General features: G+C 74.2%; 15 protein-coding genes. 4 read left to right on the top strand and 11 right to left on the bottom strand.

The annotated features are described in order from the left end of the window. Positions 1 to 50 precede the first annotated feature (50 nt). Complete coding sequence (locus tag ACFV04_RS21595) at positions 51 to 857, top strand: inositol monophosphatase family protein (protein ID WP_380531224.1); 807 nt, start codon at positions 51 to 53, stop codon at positions 855 to 857. Here the strand turns inward: ACFV04_RS21595 and ACFV04_RS21600 are convergent, their stop codons facing one another. The 6 genes from ACFV04_RS21600 to ACFV04_RS21625 all read right to left on the bottom strand — a co-directional run bounded on the left by ACFV04_RS21600 (position 858) and on the right by ACFV04_RS21625 (position 7657). Then, the gene (locus ACFV04_RS21600) at positions 858 to 1778 is read right to left on the bottom strand and encodes an amidohydrolase family protein (RefSeq protein WP_380346842.1); all 921 of its coding nucleotides are present in this window, start codon (positions 1776 to 1778) and stop codon (positions 858 to 860) included. Next, positions 1775 to 3409, bottom strand: coding sequence for an acyl-CoA dehydrogenase family protein (locus ACFV04_RS21605; protein ID WP_380531227.1), 1635 nt, complete (start codon positions 3407 to 3409; stop codon positions 1775 to 1777). Before ACFV04_RS21605 ends, ACFV04_RS21600 begins: the two co-directional genes overlap by 4 nt. Continuing rightward, a complete protein-coding gene (locus ACFV04_RS21610) occupies positions 3393 to 4034 on the bottom strand; it encodes a TetR/AcrR family transcriptional regulator (protein ID WP_380531230.1) in 642 nt (213 codons plus the stop codon). The genes ACFV04_RS21605 and ACFV04_RS21610 overlap by 17 nt, the downstream gene beginning before the upstream one ends. Positions 4035 to 4307: 273 nt before the next feature. Further along, on the bottom strand, positions 4308 to 5801 hold the full coding sequence (locus tag ACFV04_RS21615) for a S28 family serine protease (RefSeq protein ID WP_360249422.1): 1494 nt from the start codon (positions 5799 to 5801) through the stop codon (positions 4308 to 4310). A 245-nt stretch (positions 5802 to 6046) separates the two neighbouring features. Beyond that, on the bottom strand, positions 6047 to 6874 hold the full coding sequence (locus ACFV04_RS21620; protein WP_360249419.1) for a serine protease: 828 nt from the start codon (positions 6872 to 6874) through the stop codon (positions 6047 to 6049). A gap of 153 nt (positions 6875 to 7027) precedes the next feature. Continuing rightward, positions 7028 to 7657, bottom strand: a complete 630-nt coding sequence (locus tag ACFV04_RS21625) for a TetR family transcriptional regulator (protein WP_380531234.1) — start codon at positions 7655 to 7657, stop codon at positions 7028 to 7030. A gap of 112 nt (positions 7658 to 7769) precedes the next feature. On the opposite strand from ACFV04_RS21625, the gene ACFV04_RS21630 reads away from it, so the two are divergent. From ACFV04_RS21630 to ACFV04_RS21640, 3 genes are all read left to right on the top strand, one after another. Then, entirely contained in the window at positions 7770 to 7925 is a 156-nt protein-coding gene (locus ACFV04_RS21630) for a hypothetical protein (protein WP_380531237.1), read from the top strand. A gap of 56 nt (positions 7926 to 7981) precedes the next feature. Then, positions 7982 to 8332 (top strand): DUF4190 domain-containing protein, encoded by a 351-nt coding sequence (locus ACFV04_RS21635; RefSeq protein WP_380346835.1) that lies wholly within the window; start codon positions 7982 to 7984, stop codon positions 8330 to 8332. Positions 8333 to 8471: 139 nt separating this feature from the next. Continuing rightward, on the top strand, positions 8472 to 9356 hold the full coding sequence (locus ACFV04_RS21640) for a metallophosphoesterase family protein (RefSeq protein WP_380346833.1): 885 nt from the start codon (positions 8472 to 8474) through the stop codon (positions 9354 to 9356). A gap of 120 nt (positions 9357 to 9476) precedes the next feature. On the opposite strand, the gene ACFV04_RS21645 is transcribed toward ACFV04_RS21640, so the two are convergent. The 5 genes from ACFV04_RS21645 to ACFV04_RS21665 all read right to left on the bottom strand — a co-directional run bounded on the left by ACFV04_RS21645 (position 9477) and on the right by ACFV04_RS21665 (position 15364). Next, on the bottom strand, positions 9477 to 12050 hold the full coding sequence (locus ACFV04_RS21645; RefSeq protein WP_380531240.1) for an FtsX-like permease family protein: 2574 nt from the start codon (positions 12048 to 12050) through the stop codon (positions 9477 to 9479). After that, complete coding sequence (locus ACFV04_RS21650; RefSeq protein WP_380346830.1) at positions 12047 to 12802, bottom strand: ABC transporter ATP-binding protein; 756 nt, start codon at positions 12800 to 12802, stop codon at positions 12047 to 12049. Before ACFV04_RS21650 ends, ACFV04_RS21645 begins: the two co-directional genes overlap by 4 nt. Beyond that, the gene (locus tag ACFV04_RS21655) at positions 12799 to 13086 is read right to left on the bottom strand and encodes an SHOCT domain-containing protein (RefSeq protein ID WP_380346829.1); all 288 of its coding nucleotides are present in this window, start codon (positions 13084 to 13086) and stop codon (positions 12799 to 12801) included. The genes ACFV04_RS21650 and ACFV04_RS21655 overlap by 4 nt, the downstream gene beginning before the upstream one ends. Before the next feature lie 374 nt (positions 13087 to 13460). Further along, positions 13461 to 14138 carry a response regulator gene (locus ACFV04_RS21660; protein WP_380531243.1) on the bottom strand — a complete coding sequence of 226 codons (678 nt, stop codon included), beginning with the start codon at positions 14136 to 14138 and terminating at the stop codon, positions 13461 to 13463. Further along, entirely contained in the window at positions 14135 to 15364 is a 1230-nt protein-coding gene (locus ACFV04_RS21665; protein ID WP_380531246.1) for a sensor histidine kinase, read from the bottom strand. Before ACFV04_RS21665 ends, ACFV04_RS21660 begins: the two co-directional genes overlap by 4 nt. Positions 15365 to 15368: the final 4 nt, after the last annotated feature.

The following is a 15368-nucleotide window of genomic DNA, read 5'->3' on the forward strand; positions in this document are numbered from 1 at the left end:
TGTCCCGGTGGGCCGGAGCGGACCGGCCCCGGAGCAGGAGGAGGGTCACCGTGACGAGCGAACTGTGGGCGCTGGCTGAGGGCGTGGAGGCCGCGGTGCACGAGATCGGCGCCGAACTCGCGGCCCGCCGGTCCACCGAACCGGTCACGGCGAGGACCGTCGAGGAGGCCGGGGCCCGCTTCGCCGAGCTGGACGGCCCGGCCGTCGCCGGACTGCGACGGCGGCTGACCGCGCTGCGCCCGCAGGCCGGCTGGGCACCGGAGGCCCTGGACGGTTCGCTGCCCGCCGAGGGCGAGTGGTGGCTCTGTGACGCGACCGACGGCGCGGTGCAGTACCTGCTCGGCCACCCGCACTGGGCGGTCACCGTCACGCTGGTCCGGGACGGCGCCGCGGTGCTGGCCGTGGTGCACGCCCCGGAGCTGGACGGCGGGCGGACCTACCGGGCGGTGCTGGGCGGCGGCGCCGAGCTGGACGGACGGCCGATCGCCCCGCTGGAGCGCGCGACGGCGGTCACCGTCGCCGCCACCAGCCAGCCGCCGCGGGTCGCCGAGGACCCGGTGGCGCTGCGCCGGGCGGGCGAGTCACTGTCCGCGATGGCGGGCGCCGTGCTGGCGGTGCGCAACCTCGGCCCGACCGCGCTGCAGGTGGCGCAGGTCGGCTCCGGGCACCTGGCGCTGTTCTGGGAGTACGGGATGGACGCGGGCAACCTGCTGCCCGGCGCGCTGATCGCGGGTGAGGCGGGCGCGGCGGTGACGGACGCCACCGGGGCGGCCTGGACGGCCGGCTCCGACAGCTTCCTGGTCGCCGCGCCCGGGCTGCACGCCGAAGCGCTGGGGGTGCTGCGGACGGTGCGGTGATCAGTCCTCGGGCTTGATGCCGAAGAGCGCTGCGGCGTTGTCGTGGCAGACCGCCCGCAGCCAGTCCTCCCCCAGGCCCAGACCGGCCAGCGCCTCCAGCTGGTGCACGTAGCGGTACGGGATGTTGGGGAAGTCGCTGCCGAGCAGGACCCTGTCCTGCAGCCCGAGCAGCCGCGGCAGTTCCCCGCGCGGGAACGGGTCGTCGGCCTCCACGAAGTCGGTGAACGCCATCGTGGTGTCCAGCCGGACGGCCGGGTGGCGCTCCGCCAGGTCGAGGAACGCGCGGTAGTCCGACATGCCGAGGTGGGCGACCACCAGGACCAGCCCGGGGTGGCGCTCCAGCACCTCGCCGATCGGGCCGGGACCGGTGAACGGGCCCGCCACCGGCCCGGACCCGCAGTGCGAGACCACGGGGGTGCCGGTCTCGGCGAGCAGCCCCCAGACCTCGTCCAGGTGCGGGTCCGTCGGGTCGTAGCCGCCGACCTGCAGGTGCGCCTTGAACACCCGGGCGCCGTCCCCGATCGCGCGGGCGACGTACCCGGCGGCCCCGGGCTCGGGGAAGAAGGTCGCGGTGTGCAGGCAGTCGGGGGTGCGGGCGGCGAAGTCGGCGGACCAGGCGTTCAGCCAGGCGGCCATCCCCGGCTTGTGCGGGTAGAGCATCGAGGTGAACGCCCGGACACCGAACTCCCGCAGCCGGGCGACGCGTTCCGCCTCGGCCTCGCGGTAGGTGATCGGCCAGGGCCGGTCGATCAGCGGGCCGGCCGCGTCGAAGTAGGCCCACACCTTGTCGAGGACGTTCTCCGGCATGAAGTGGGTGTGCACGTCGATCAGGCCGGGCAGCCCCAGGGCCCGCCAGAACTCCCTTACGCCCGCCGCCTCCCGGCCGCGGTCCGGGTGGCCGTTCCCGTGGAGGGCGCTCATGCGGTCACCGGGCGGGCGCGGTCGATGATCGCCCCGGTGTCGACCCCGGACGGCAGGGTGCCGAAGGCCGTACCGCGGTCGCCGGCCAGCCGGCTCGCGCAGAACGCGTCGGCCACGGCCGGATCCCCGTACCGGACCAGCAGCGAGCCCTGGAAGGCCAGCGCCATCGATTCGACCAGCCGGCGGGTGCGGTACTCCAGGTCGGACAGGTCGGCGAGCTCCTTGCGCAGCGCGGCGACGGCGGCGTCCAGCCGGCGGTCCGCGCCCGCGGCGGCGTCCAGTTCGCCGAGGAACGCCTCCACGCTCTCCGGGCGCCTGGCCATGGCCCGCAGCGCGTCCAGGGCGGCGACGTTGCCGGAGCCCTCCCAGATCGACACCAGCGGCGCCTCGCGGTAGAGCCGGGGCATCCCGGACTCTTCTACGTAGCCGTTGCCGCCCAGGCACTCCAGCGCCTCGGCGGAGTGCGCCGGACCGCGCTTGCACACCCAGTACTTGGCCACCGCCAGGCCCAGCCTCCGCACCAGCGACTCGGTTTCGTCCCCGGCCAGGGCGAGGTCGGTGGACTGGGCGAGCCGCATGGCGACCGTGGTGGCCGCCTCGGACTCCACCACCAGGTCGGCCAGCACGTTGCGCATCAGCGGCTGGTCGACCAGCGCCTTGCCGAACGCCCGCCGGTGCAGCGCGTGGTGGACGGCGCGGGTGGCGCCGTAGCGCATCCCGGAGGCCGCGCCGATGGTGCAGTCCAGGCGGGTCATGTTGACCATCTCGATGATGGTCGGCACGCCGCGCCCCTCCTCGCCGACCAACCAGCCGACCGCGCCGTCGTACTCCAGCTCGGCGGAGGCGTTGGACTTGTTGCCGAGCTTGTCCTTGAGGCGCATCAGGTGCAGGCGGTTGCGGCTGCCGTCCGGCAGGACGCGCGGCAGCACGAAGCAGCTGAGCCCGCCCGGCGCCTGCGCGAGCGTCAGGAAGAGGTCGGACATCGGCGCCGAGGTGAACCACTTGTGGCCGGTGATCCGGTAGGTGCCGTCCGGTTGCGGGGCCGCGGTGGTGGTGTTGCTGCGGACGTCCGAGCCGCCCTGCTTCTCGGTCATCGACATGCCGGCGATCAGCCCGCGCTTGGTGCGCGGCTCGCGCAGCCCGAAGTCGTACTCCTTCGAGGCCAGCAGCGGCTCCAGCTCCGCCGCCAGGGAGGGGTTCGCGCGCAGCGCCGGGACGGCGGCGTAGGTCATCGAGATCGGGCAGGTGTGGCCGGCCTCGACCTGCCCCCAGACGAAGAACTTGGCCGCGCGGGCGGTGTGGGCGCCGGGGCGCCCGTCCCGCCAGGGCGCGGCGTGCAGGCCGTACGAGACGGCGGTGCGCATCAGCTCGTGCCAGTACGGGTGGAACTCGACCTCGTCGACGCGGTGGCCGAAGCGGTCGTGGGTGCGCAGCACCGGCGGGTTCTCGTTGGCCAGCCGGCCCCATTCGGCGGCCTGCTCGGAGCCGGCCAGCCGGCCCAGCTCGCGCAGTTCGGGCTCGGCCCAGCCGGCACCGGCCCGCCGCAGCGCGGCGAGCAGGGCGGGGTCGGCGGCGGTGTCGTGTCCGTACGGCAGGGGCACCTGGTTGGTGACCTCATGCGTCGCTGTCATCGCGTCCTCCCAGGGCACGCAGGGTGAAGGAGACCAGGGCGGGGACGACCTCGGCGGCGGCCGCCCGAGGATCGGTGACCCCGTTGCTTTCGGGTCTGGCCGCGAGCGGGCCGGCCAGCGCCTCGGCGACCGCGCCGACCAGGGCCGCGGCGGTCAGCACCGGATCCTGCTCGGGCAGTTCGCCGCTCGCCACGGCGGCGGCGATCTCGGTGGCGATCACGTCGCGGAACGCCCGGCGGAACACCAGGCGCTCGCCGTCCACCACCGCGTCGGCCGGTTCGACCAGCAGCGCGTACGCCAGCCGGGGAACCCGCAGGGCGCGGGCCGCGAAGGTCTCGACCACGGCGGCGATCCGCCGCTGCGGGGTGTCCCGCCGGGCGACGGCCGCGTTGACCGCGTCGATCTCGCGGGTGACCACCCGCCGGAACAGCTGCACCGACAGCTCGGCCTTGTTGGCGAAGTGCTGGTAGAGGCTGCCGGTGGCGATCCCGGCGCGGTCCGCCACGGCGGCCATCGTGCAGCCGCCGTAGCCGCGCTCGGCCAGCAGCAGGACCGCCGACTGCAGTACCGCCTCGCGCTGGGCATCCAGGCGGGCTTGTACGGCGGGCGTGCGTCGGTAGGCCATGGAAAGCATTGAAGCACTGATTCACTGCTTCGGGGAGGGGGTCCGGGGGCTCCTCCTCCACCCCCGGCGGCCGCTTCCGCCCCCGGTGGCCGCTTCCACGCCCGGTGGCCGCCTCCACCTCCTGCGGCCGCTTCCGCCCCCTGCGCCGAGGGCGGCCGACCCCGCCGACAGCAGGAGGAGGCCGCCCCGGGCAGCGGGGCGGCCTCCTCCGATCAGGGGCGCTGCCGGCCGGCACGCCACGGCGGACGGCACGGCACGGCAGCGGGGACGGCGCTACAGCGGGCGGCGCTCCTGCTCCAGCCGCTGACCCTCGACGTCCAGCGGCCCGAAGGCCGGGATCAGCTGCGGCGACTTGGCGAGCGAACGGGCGGCGTCCTGGTCGCCCAGCCCGGCCCACTCCAGCACCTTGGCGGTGGCCTCCGCCGACTGCTCGGCGGGCAGCTTGCCGATGTTGGAGCCGTGGTTGCCGCCGGGCACGGTGTAGACGTAGCTGTCCTCACTGCCCCGGCCGAGGTGGAACGGCTTGGCGCCCCACGGGTCGTTGCCACCGTAGACGTACATGATCCGCTCGCCCTCGCGCTTCACCCAGCGGTCGATGTCGGGCATCGCGTTGCGGTTGAAGGTGGTCGGGATCTCCTTCGGCACGTAGCTCCGGGCCGAGTAGAGGTCCTTGTAGTCGTAGTGCAGCAGGTCCTTCAGGTACGAGACGTCGAAGAACGGCGCACCCAGCTCGGTCGCGGCCTGGTAGTAGTACGCGGTGTACTTCGCCAGCGACTGGTCGCTGTTGCCGGTGATGCCCGACTGCGCGTCGAACCAGGCGTACAGCTCGTCGTCGGTCGCGGTGGCGGCCACCGGGACCTTGGCGCAGTCCGCCTCCAGGCTGTACTGCCAGAACGCCCAGACCACGTCCAGCACGCCCGCCTCGTACGCGCGGTCCGGGGTGCCGAGGGTGTTGAAGGTGGAGCCCGCCGCCTTGTTGTCGGCGGTGTAGCGGGCCACCAGGCGGTCGCGGCGCACCAGCAGCTCGCGCTGGGCGGCGTTCAGCCGGTCCCGGCACTCGGGGGTGCCGACGGTGCGGAAGAACTCGCTGTAGGCCGCGTAGTCGTTGACGTCGGTGTTGTTCGGCGCGACGTAGGCGATCGTGCCGGCCACGTCGTCCGGGTAGAAGCGGCGGTAGAAGGTGGAGGACATCCCGCCCTTGCTGGCGCCGGTGGACAGCCACTCCTGCTGGTAGATCCGCTTGAGCGCGGTCACCAGCCGGTGCGAGTCGGCGGCCGCCTGACGGATGCCGGCCTTGGACCAGTCCGCCGGTTCGGGGCGGGAGGGGGTGAAGAACCGGTACTCGATGGAGACCTGGTTGCCGTCCACCAGCCGGGTGGGCTCGGTCCGGGACGGGCTGGTGCCCAGGGTGTAGCCGTTGGTGTAGAAGACGGTCGGGCGGTCGTAGCCGCGGTGCAGCAGGCTGAAGCGCTGCTGGAAGGTCCCCAGCCAGGGACGGGAGTGGTCGATCGGCTGGGTGTAGGTCGCGATGAAGTAGCGGTGACCGGTGGTGGTCGGCTTCTCCTCGGTGATGGTCACCCCGGGGATCGCCGCCAGCCGGTCCTTGATGTCGGCGTTCGGGTCGTCGGCCGGGCTCCGGCCGTGGGCCGCCCCGGCCGCCCGGGCGCCGTCGGCGTCGGCGGCCAGCGCCGGGGACGCCAGGCCGCCGAACGCGAGCAGCGGTATCAGCAGGGTGGAAACCAACAGCCTTCTCAGCGTGGTGGTCATCAACTCTCCATCTGGTCAAAGGACATGACTGCCGCCTCGTGGGCACAACTCTGCGGTGCGGGTGGTGCTTCGGCCGCCCGGTGGACGGCCGAATGGGCCATCCGCCGTCGGTGGATGGCCCATCGGGGTAAAGGTGCTGGTCACTGGGGTTGCGCCGCCCTGCCGGCGGGTGCCTCGCGGGCACAGGATGCGGCGCGGGTGCGGGGTGCGTCGCGGGTGCAGGTGCACATGCGGCGCGGGCGGGGTTACGGGCGGGGCAGGGCGCAGCCCGCGCGGGTGAGGTCGAGCCGGTTGCCGGCGGCGAAGCAGGCCGGGATCCCGTACGTCTCCTGGGCGTAGCCGATGCCCCGGCGCACCGTCACCGCACCGTTCTGGTCGACCTCGCAGGGGTTGTCCAGGGTGCAGCGCTCGCCGTTCTCGTTGATCGTGTTGTTCACGGCGACCACCTGGCCGGACGAGGCGTCGACCACCGGCGAGCCGGAGGTGCCGCCGATCACGTTGCAGGTCGAGGTGTAGCGGACCGAGTCCTTGAAGGTCCAGTCGGCTTCCTTCAGCCGGTAGGCGAAGCCGTCGATCGAGCAGGAGTAGATCTTCTTCCAGTACCCGGAGACGACCTTGATCGAGGCGCCCTGGGCGGGGTGGCCGGCGGCGATGGTCAGCGGGGCGATCCCGTACCGGGACTGGATCGAGGAGTAACTGGTGTTCAGCTGGTAGATCGACACGTCGGTGTCGGTCATCGCGCCGTAGACCACCTTGGTCGCGCGCAGCGTGGCGAGGCTGCCGCCGGAGGCGTTGAGCAGCGTGAAGGTCCGGCTGGACGGCTGGTTGACGACCACCTGGCCGGGGCCGGGCATACCGGACTCCAGGCAGTGGCCGTTGGAGAGCACGAGCGCGGGGTCGCTCGCGGTCGAGCCGGGCATCCGCACCAGCGAGCCGGAGCAGTTGCTGAGCGCGACCGTTCCGGCGAAGTTGACGGTGGCCGAGGGGGCGGCCTGGACGGGGGCTGCGCCGGCGAGGGCGCCGGCGCCGGCGGCCAGGACCGTGGCGAGCATGCCTATGAGCGGCTTCTTCATGAGAGACCTCTCGGTGTGGGGGTCCACCAAAGCTGTCGCGGACATGACCCCCTGTCAAGAGTCAAGGCAAGACCAAGAAACCATCCCGATCGCAATGGCCGGTTACCACCCCCACCGCCGCCGGGGCACCCGCACGCCCCCTACGCCACCGGGTCAACTCCCCTGCCAGTGGCGCCGGCCCAGACTGATCAGGCGCAGCTGGAGGCGCGCGGTGGCGGCGATCCGCCGCCCCCGGGCCGGGTCGCCCTCCTGCGCCTCCAGGAGGGCGGAGGCCGTCGACACCATGTGGTCCACGTACAACTCGGCGAGCATCCGCAGGTCCTGCTCGCTCCACCCCCGCGAGACCGGCTGCAGCGCCAGTGCGGCCCCCACCTCGGCGGCGAAGCGGCCGAGCTCGGCGTCGATCGCCTCGCGCACCCGCCGGACCCCGCCGTGCCGCTCGCGGGCCAGGAAGCGGACGTGCGAGCGGTGTTCGCGGACGTGGCGCTCGATCACGTCCACCGCGCGGTCGATCAGCTCCTCGGCGCCACCGGCTTCGGCGAGCACCGATCGGATCATGACGTGCAGGCTGGCCAGCGACTCCTCGACCAGCGCGACCCCGAGGGCGGCGAGGTCCGGGAAGTGCCGGTAGAACGCGGCGGGGGAGAGCCCGGCCTCCCGGGTGACCTCGCGGACGCCGAGGCTCGCCAGGTTCTGATCGGCCAGCAGGTGCAACCCCGCGTCCAGCAACGCCCGCCGACTCTGCTGCTTCTGGGCCTGTCTGGCCCCTACGGTGTGACTCACGCCATTCAGTAAACAGTCGTTTGCCGAACTTGGCCAGCCGGGGTACAGTGATGGCAAGTCAGTGAACACTTGTCAACCGAAACCGGCACAGCCACAGCCGAAGGAGTCAGCCGTGATCCTGCTCTCCGCCCTGGTCGCCATGGCCGTTCTGATCGGCACCGCCGCCCACACCTCGCTCCCGGTCTTCCTCACCGCCTCCGCCGCCATCACCGCCTGGCTGCTCGCCTTCGGCGCCCGCGAAGGCATCACCCGCCTGCGCCGCCGCTGACCCGGAAGCTCCCCGGACCGCACCCGCGTCCACTCCCAGAGAGGACCCGCACCGCCATGAGCACCGCCGCCACCCCCCAGTACGGCCGCCAGGACACCAGCCACCGGAAGATCGACCGGCAGAGCGCCGGCCCGCAGGACACCGGCCGCCGCACCGCCGGCCCGCGGGAGACCGCCGACGCCGACGGCCTGGCCGTCGCCTCCTTCCTCCTCGGCCTCCCCGGCCTCCTGCTCTTCAACATCGTCCTGGGCCCGCTCGCCATCACCCTCGCCACCCTGGCCCTGGTCCGCGGCACCAGCCGCCGCGGCCGCGCCGTCCTCGGCCTGGTCATCGGCACCGCCTCGCTGGTGATCCTCGCCGTCACCACCGCCACCTCGCACGGCGTACTCATGGACTTCAGCTCCTGAGCCGCCCTCAACTCCCCGGCGGCACTCCGGACCGGCGACACTCCGGACCGGTCGAACAACTGATCCCGTCAACCCGCCCCGCTCCCCGGGCCCGCCACGTAGGGTGGCCACATCGGCCGGACGACCTCAGGGGGCAGGAGTGACCACGGAGAACCGCAGCGACGCAGAGGCGGCGCGACCCGCCCCGACCGGCGGACGGCTCCTCGCGGTGAGCGACCTGCACATCTCCTACCAGGAGAACCGCGACCTGGTGGAGAAGCTCCAGCCCACCCACCCCGACGACTGGCTGCTCGTCGCCGGTGACGTCGCCGAGCGCACCACCAGCATCGAGTGGGCCCTCGGCCTGCTCGCCGAGCGCTTCGCCCGCGTGGTGTGGGTGCCCGGCAACCACGAGCTGTGGACCCACCCCGAGGACCCGGTCCAGCTGCGCGGCGTCGCTCGCTACGAGCACCTGGTGGAACTCTGCCGCGGCCTCGGCGTGGTGACCCCCGAGGACCCGTACCCGGTCTGGCAGGGCCCGGACGGGCCGGTCCGGATCGTCCCGCTCTTCCTCCTGTACGACTACTCCTTCCGTGCCCCGGGCACGACCACCAAGGAGGAGTCCCTGGCGGCCGCCTACGAGAGCGGCATCGTCTGCGCGGACGAGCGGATGCTCCACCCCGACCCGTTCCCGGACCGCGACTCCTGGTGCCGCGAGCGCGTCCGGCTGACCGAGGAGCGCCTGGCGGCCTGCGACCCGGACGTCCCGCTCGTCTTCGTCAACCACTACCCGCTCGTCCGCCACCCCACCGAGATCCTCTGGTACCCCGAATTCGCCCAGTGGTGCGGCACCGAACTGACCGCCGACTGGCACCGCCGCTTCAACACCGCTGCGATGATCTACGGCCACCTGCACATCCCCCGCAAGACCACCTACGACGGCGTGCCGTTCGAGGAGGTCTCGCTGGGCTACCCGCGCGAGTGGCGCAAGCGCGGCCTGCCGGACCCGCTGCTGCGCGACGTGTTCCCGCCGGCCGCGGGCTGACCTCCGGCTCCCCGGATCCCTCGTTCCGACTCCCGGTCCCCGGTCCCACGCCCCTTCCTTTCCCGCACCCCCTCCCTTCCCGCTCCCGCTCACTCCGTCGCGTTCCGATCCCGCTCCCCCTCACTCGGTCGCGATCGCCCGCAGGACGTCCAGCCGCGCTGCCCGGCCCGCCGGTCGGAGGCCGGCCACCGCGCCCGCCAGCAGCCCGGCCGCCAGGACCACGGCCAGCTGCCCGGCCGGTATCGCGAACGACCCCGTCCCGGCGCTGTCCGAGGCCCGCACCAGGGCCCAGCCGAGGAAGGCGCCGAGCCCGAGCCCGCCGACCGTCCCGAACGCCGCCACCAGCACCGACTCCCAGCGCACCATGCCGCGCAACTGCGCCCTCGTCTGGCCGACCGCCCGCAGCAGCCCCAGCTCCCTGGTCCGCTCGTGCACCGCCAGCGTCAGCGTGTTGGCGATGCCCAGCAGCGCGATCAGCACCGCCAGTGCCAGCAGCGCGTAGACCACCGAGAGCATCATGTCGACGCCGGAGGCCGCGCTCGCGGCGTACTCGGCGCGGTCCTGGACCTGTGGGCTCCCGAAGGGGACGAGCGCCTTCTCGACCGCCGCCTTGCCCGCGCCCGGCGAAACACCGTCGCGCAGCCCGACCGCGACCAGGGTGTCGGCGTCCTGGCCCCGGTGCGGGGCCCAGGCCTGCCGGGTCATCAGGTAGTCCCCGGCCAGACCGCCTCCCCCGTAGAGCGCACGGATCGTGAACGGGCCGCTCGTGCCGTCGGCGAAGCCCACGGTGACGGTCCGCCCGAGGCCCCAGCCGTGCTGCCGGGCCTCGCTGCGGGACACCGCCAGCCCGTCCGTGCCGAGGCCCTCCAGTGATCCGTCGACCCGGCCGAGGTCGACGATGCCGGGCAACCGGGCCGGGTCGGTGACGTCCAGCGTCCGGCCCTGCCCGTCGATCCGGGCGACGCCCCGGCCGAGCCCGACCGCCTGCCGCACCTCGGGCAGCCCGGCCACGGCGGCCGCCACCCCGGGGCTGATCCCGCTGCCGCCGGCCCCGAACGAGGCGGTGGTGACGGCGAGGTCGCCCGCGAAGGACCTGCTCACCGTGTCGTCCAGGGTGGCCTTGATCGACGCGCCGAAGACGGTGAACAGCGTGACCACCGCGACCCCGATCATCAGCGCGCTCGCGGTGGCCGCCGTCCGGCGCGGGTTGCGGGCCGCGTTGCGCCGGGCCAGCAGCCCGGAGACCCCGCGCAGCCCGGGCAGCGGCGCGCCCAGCGCCCGGACCGCGAGGGCGGCGGCGACCGGCCCGAGCACCAGCGTCCCGGCCAGGACCGCCAGCGCCCCGGCCGCCGTCAGCAGGACGGACGGGCCGTCGGTCGCGCCGAGCACGGCCACCGGTACGCCCCCGGCCGACAGCAGTCCGCCGAGCACCACCCGGACGGTGCCCGAGCGCCCCTGCGCGGCCCGGTCGACGCCGGTGTCCCGCAGCGCCGCCAGCGGAGCCGTCCGCCCGGCCCGGACGGCCGGCAGCAGGGCCGAGCCCACCGCGACCAGCGTCCCGACCAGTAGTGGCAGCAGGACGGCGGCCGCACTGATCACCATGCCGCCGGTCGGCAGGGCGAAGCCGAGCGCCGAGAACAGCGCCTTGAGCCCGGTCGCCACCCCGATCCCGCCCAGCAGCCCGCCGATCGAGGCCAGCAGGCCCACCGCCAGGGCCTCTGCCAGCGTCGCCCCGAGCACCTGGCCGCGGACCGCGCCCAGCGCCCGCAGCAGCGCGTTCTCCCGGCTCCGCTGGGCGACCACGATGGCGAAGGTGTTGTGGATGGTGAACGTCGCGACCAGGAGCGCGATCCCGGCGAAGACCAGCAGCAGCGTCGTGAACATGGTCAGGAACCGCCCGGACACCAGCTGGGTGGACTCCTGGGTGGCCGCCGCGCCGGTGACCGCCTCGATGCCGGGGGGCAGGTGCGGGGCGATCCGCTCCGCCAACTCCCGCTGGGAGAGCCCACCCGCCGCACGGACCTGGACCGAGGCGGCCTGCCCCTCGCCCCTGGGGGTGAGGTGGCGCTCGGCATCCGCGAAGGTCATCGCGGTGAAGGTGCTCGGCCCCATGCCGTCCGCGCTCGTCCCGAAGGTGGCGATGCCGACGACGGTGACCGCCACCGGATCGGGGGTGCGCAGCACGGTGGTCGAGCCGAGGTGCAGTCCGCCCGCCCTGGCCGCGCCGCGGTTCACCACGACCTCGCCCGGGGCGGCCGGCGCCCGCCCCTCGGCCAGCCGGTACGGGTTGAGCCGGCCGTCGGTGAGCCAGTTGCCCGCGAGCGTGGGCGGTCCCTGGCCGCCGATCGGTTTGCCGTCGCTGCCGATGAGTTGGCCCGCGCCCTGCACCGACGGCTCGGCCGCGGCCACGCCCGGGACGGTGCGCAGCCGGTCGGCGAGCGCCGCCTCCACCGGCGCCCGCACCCCGCCGGCCGTGCCCGGGGAGTCCAGCACGTCGGCGCTTCGGACCACGACGTCGGTGCCCGCGTTGGCGTCGGCGAACAGGGTGTCGAAGTTGGCCCGCAGTGTGTCGCCCAGGACCATCGTGCCGGTCAGGAAGCTCACCCCGAGCAGGACGGACAGCAGGGTGCCGGCCAGTCGCCGCTTGTGGGCGCGCAGCGAGCGCAGGCCGAGCCGGAGCGTCACGGAGTTCACGACCGCCCCCGTTCGAAGGCCTTCATCCGGTCCAGCACAAGTCCGGCGCTGGGCCGCTCCATCCGGTCGACCAGCCGGCCGTCGGCGAGGAACAGCGCTTCGTCGGCCCACCCGGCGGCCGTCGGGTCGTGGGTGACCATGACCACGGCCTGCCCCATCTCGTCCACCGAGCGGCGCAGCAGGCCGAGCACCTCACCGCCGCTGCGGGAGTCGAGGTTGCCGGTCGGCTCGTCGGCGAAGACCACCTGCGGCCGCCCGGCCAGCGCCCGCGCCACCGCGACCCGCTGCTGCTGGCCGCCGGAGAGCTCGCTCGGGCGGTGCCCCAGCCGGTCGCCGAGGCCGACGACGTCGATCAGCGTCTCCAGCCAGGCCCGGTCGGGGGCGGCCCCGGCCAGGTCGAGCGGGAGGGTGATGTTCTCCCGGACGGTGAGCGTGGGCACCAGGTTGAAGGCCTGGAACACGAAGCCCACCCGCTCCCGGCGCAGCAGCGTGAGCCGCCGGTCGCTCAGCGGGCCGAGTTCGGTCTCCCCGATCCAGGCGCTGCCCGCGGTGAGCGTGTCCAGCCCGGCCGCGCAGTGCATCAGGGTGGACTTGCCCGAGCCGGAGGGACCCATGATCGCGGTGAGGCGCCCCGCCGGGAACTCCACCGTGACGTGGTCCAGCGCCCGGACCTCGGTGCCGCCGACGCCGTGGATCTTCACGGCGTCGGCGACCCGCGCGGCGGCGCCGCGAACGACGTCGAGGGTGGTCACCTGGCGCCACCTCCCCGAGCGTCGTCCGGGGTCGGCTCGGTGAGCACGGCCCGCTTGGCGCGGTACTCCTCGGCGTCGATGTCGCCCTCGGCGTAGCGGCGGCCGAGGACGGCCAGCGGGTGCTCCGCGGCGGATCCGGCGCCGTACCCGAAGCCGCAGCCGCGGCGCCGCCAGACCGTGCGGCGCAGCACCGCGATCACCAGGAACACCACGGCGATCCAGACCAGTGGGATCAGCAGGATCCACGGCCCGGGCCCGTGCCAGTCGGCCAGCTGCGTGTACATGGTGGGTCATCTCCTCGGCCGGGGGCCTCCAGGACCTCGGGCGGTTCCCGAGGTGCCTTGAGCGTCCCGCCGAGGGGTCTCCTCACGCGTCCTCCCAGCAGCGGCAGTCGGGATACTCCCCGGAGAGTACGGACGATCGGGGACACGCCGGGCCGGGAGTAGCCGGGCGGGACGGTAGCGGACCGACGACCGCGTGCGGGCCCGGCCCGCGAGGTACTCGCGCGGGAGTACCCGCACGGGGTGTCCGTTCAGGGGCGGCCGGACAGGCGACCACACCGGAGCAGCCGCACGGGGGCAACCGCGCAGGAGCAGCCGCACGGGGGCGACCGCGCAGGAGCCGCCGCACGGGCACGGCAGCTCCCGCGAACGCCCCCTCAGCCCAGCCAGCCCGGCCGCACCAGCCCCGACTCGTAGGCCAGCACCACCAGTTGCGCCCGGTCCCGCGCGCCGAGCTTCACCATCGCCCGGCTGACGTGCGTCTTCGCCGTCAACGGGCTCACCACCAGCCGCCGGGCGATCTCCTCGTTGGACAGCCCCATCCCGACCAGCGCCAGCACCTCGCGCTCCCGCTCGGTCAGCGCCGAGACGTCGAGCGGCCCCTCCGGCCCCGCCTCGGGCGCCTTCGACCGCGCGGCGAACTCGCCGATCAGCCGTCTGGTGACCCCCGGTGAGAGCAGCGCGTCCCCGGCGACGGCGACCCGGATCGCCCGCAGCAGGTCGGCCGGTTCGGTGTCCTTGACCAGGAAGCCCGCCGCCCCCGACCGCAGCGCCTCGAAGACGTACTCGTCCAGTTCGAAGGTGGTCAGCACGACCACCCGTACGGAGGACAGCGCCGGGTCCTCGGCGATCCTCCTGGTCGCCTCCAGGCCGTCCATCCGCGGCATCCGGACGTCCATCAGCACGACGTCCGGCACGAGTTCGCGGGCGAGCCGCAGCGCCGCCTCCCCGTCGTCCGCCTCGCCGACCACCGTGAGGTCGTCCTCCAGGTCCAGCAGGGCCCGGAAGCCCGCCCTGACCAGCAGTTGGTCGTCCGCCAGCAGTACCCGGATCACTCGCTCCCCGCCTTCGGTGTCGGCAGCTCCGCCCGGACCCGGAAACCGCCGCCGGGCAGCGGCCCCGCCGCGATGGTTCCACCGAACGCGCCCGCGCGTTCCCGCATCCCGACCAGCCCGCTCCCGGACCCGCCGGCGTCGGCGATCACGGCCGGCCCCGGATCCTCGACCCGGACCACCAGCTGGGCCGGGTCCCTCCAGTCCAGCACCACGACCGCCTGCCGGGCCACCGAGTGCCGGATGACGTTGGTGAGCGCCTCCTGGACGATCCGGAAGGCGGTGAGGTCGACGGTCGCGGACAGCGCGCGCCGCTCGCCGAGCTCCTGCACCTCGGCCTCCAGGCCCACCCGGTCGGCCTGCTCCGTGAGTTCGTCCAGCCGGTCCAGCCCCGGGGCCGGACCCCGCGGCGCCGCCCCGGGCCCGCGCAGCGTCGCGAGCACCTGGCGGACCTCGCCGAGGGCCTCCTTACTGGTCGACTTGATGGTGACCAGCGCGGTGCGGGCCTCCGCCGGCCGCCGGTCGAGCAGCGCGAGCGCGACGCCCGCCTGGATGTTGATCAGCGACAGGCTGTGCGCCAGGATGTCGTGCAACTCCCGTGCCATCTTGAGCCGTTCCTCGTCGGCAAGGCGCTCCTCCAGCTGCTGCCGGTAGGCCCGGTGGGCGGCGATCCGCTCACGCCGGAAGCGGACGATCTCGGCGATCGCCATCACGAGCAGCAGCCAGGCCAGCAGCCCGACCTCCTGCGGCCAGACGGTGCCGGACGGCGGGGCGGCGCGCTGCCAGTCCGCGGGCAGCACGAAGGTGACCAGCACGTGCACCAGGTAGACCCCGCCCAGGCCGGCCCAGGCCGCCCGGCGGTGCCCGGCGGCGATCGCGACGCAGCAGGCGATCAGCCAGCTCAGGAACACCGGCCCGTACGGGTACCCGGCGGCCAGGTACCCGGCGGTGACCGCCGAGGTGCCGGCCACCACCGCGACCGGGCGGCGCCGGCACAGCACCAGCAGGGCGGGCCCGAGCAGCAGCAGGACGTAGCCGAACGCGTCCAGCGGGGCCCGCCCGGGCTGGTTGTGCGCGGCGAAGGTCGAGCCGAGCACCTGGACCACCGCGACCGCCGGCGCCAGCCCCAGCGGCAGGCCCGACCCGGACCCGCGCACCCACGGCGGGCGCCACGGCTCGGGCGGCGCCTCCCCGGACGGCTCCGGCGGCTGGGACGTGGGCGGCATCATGCCC

The organism is Kitasatospora sp. NPDC059599, from assembly GCF_042735125.1.
GTDB lineage: Bacteria > Actinomycetota > Actinomycetes > Streptomycetales > Streptomycetaceae > Kitasatospora.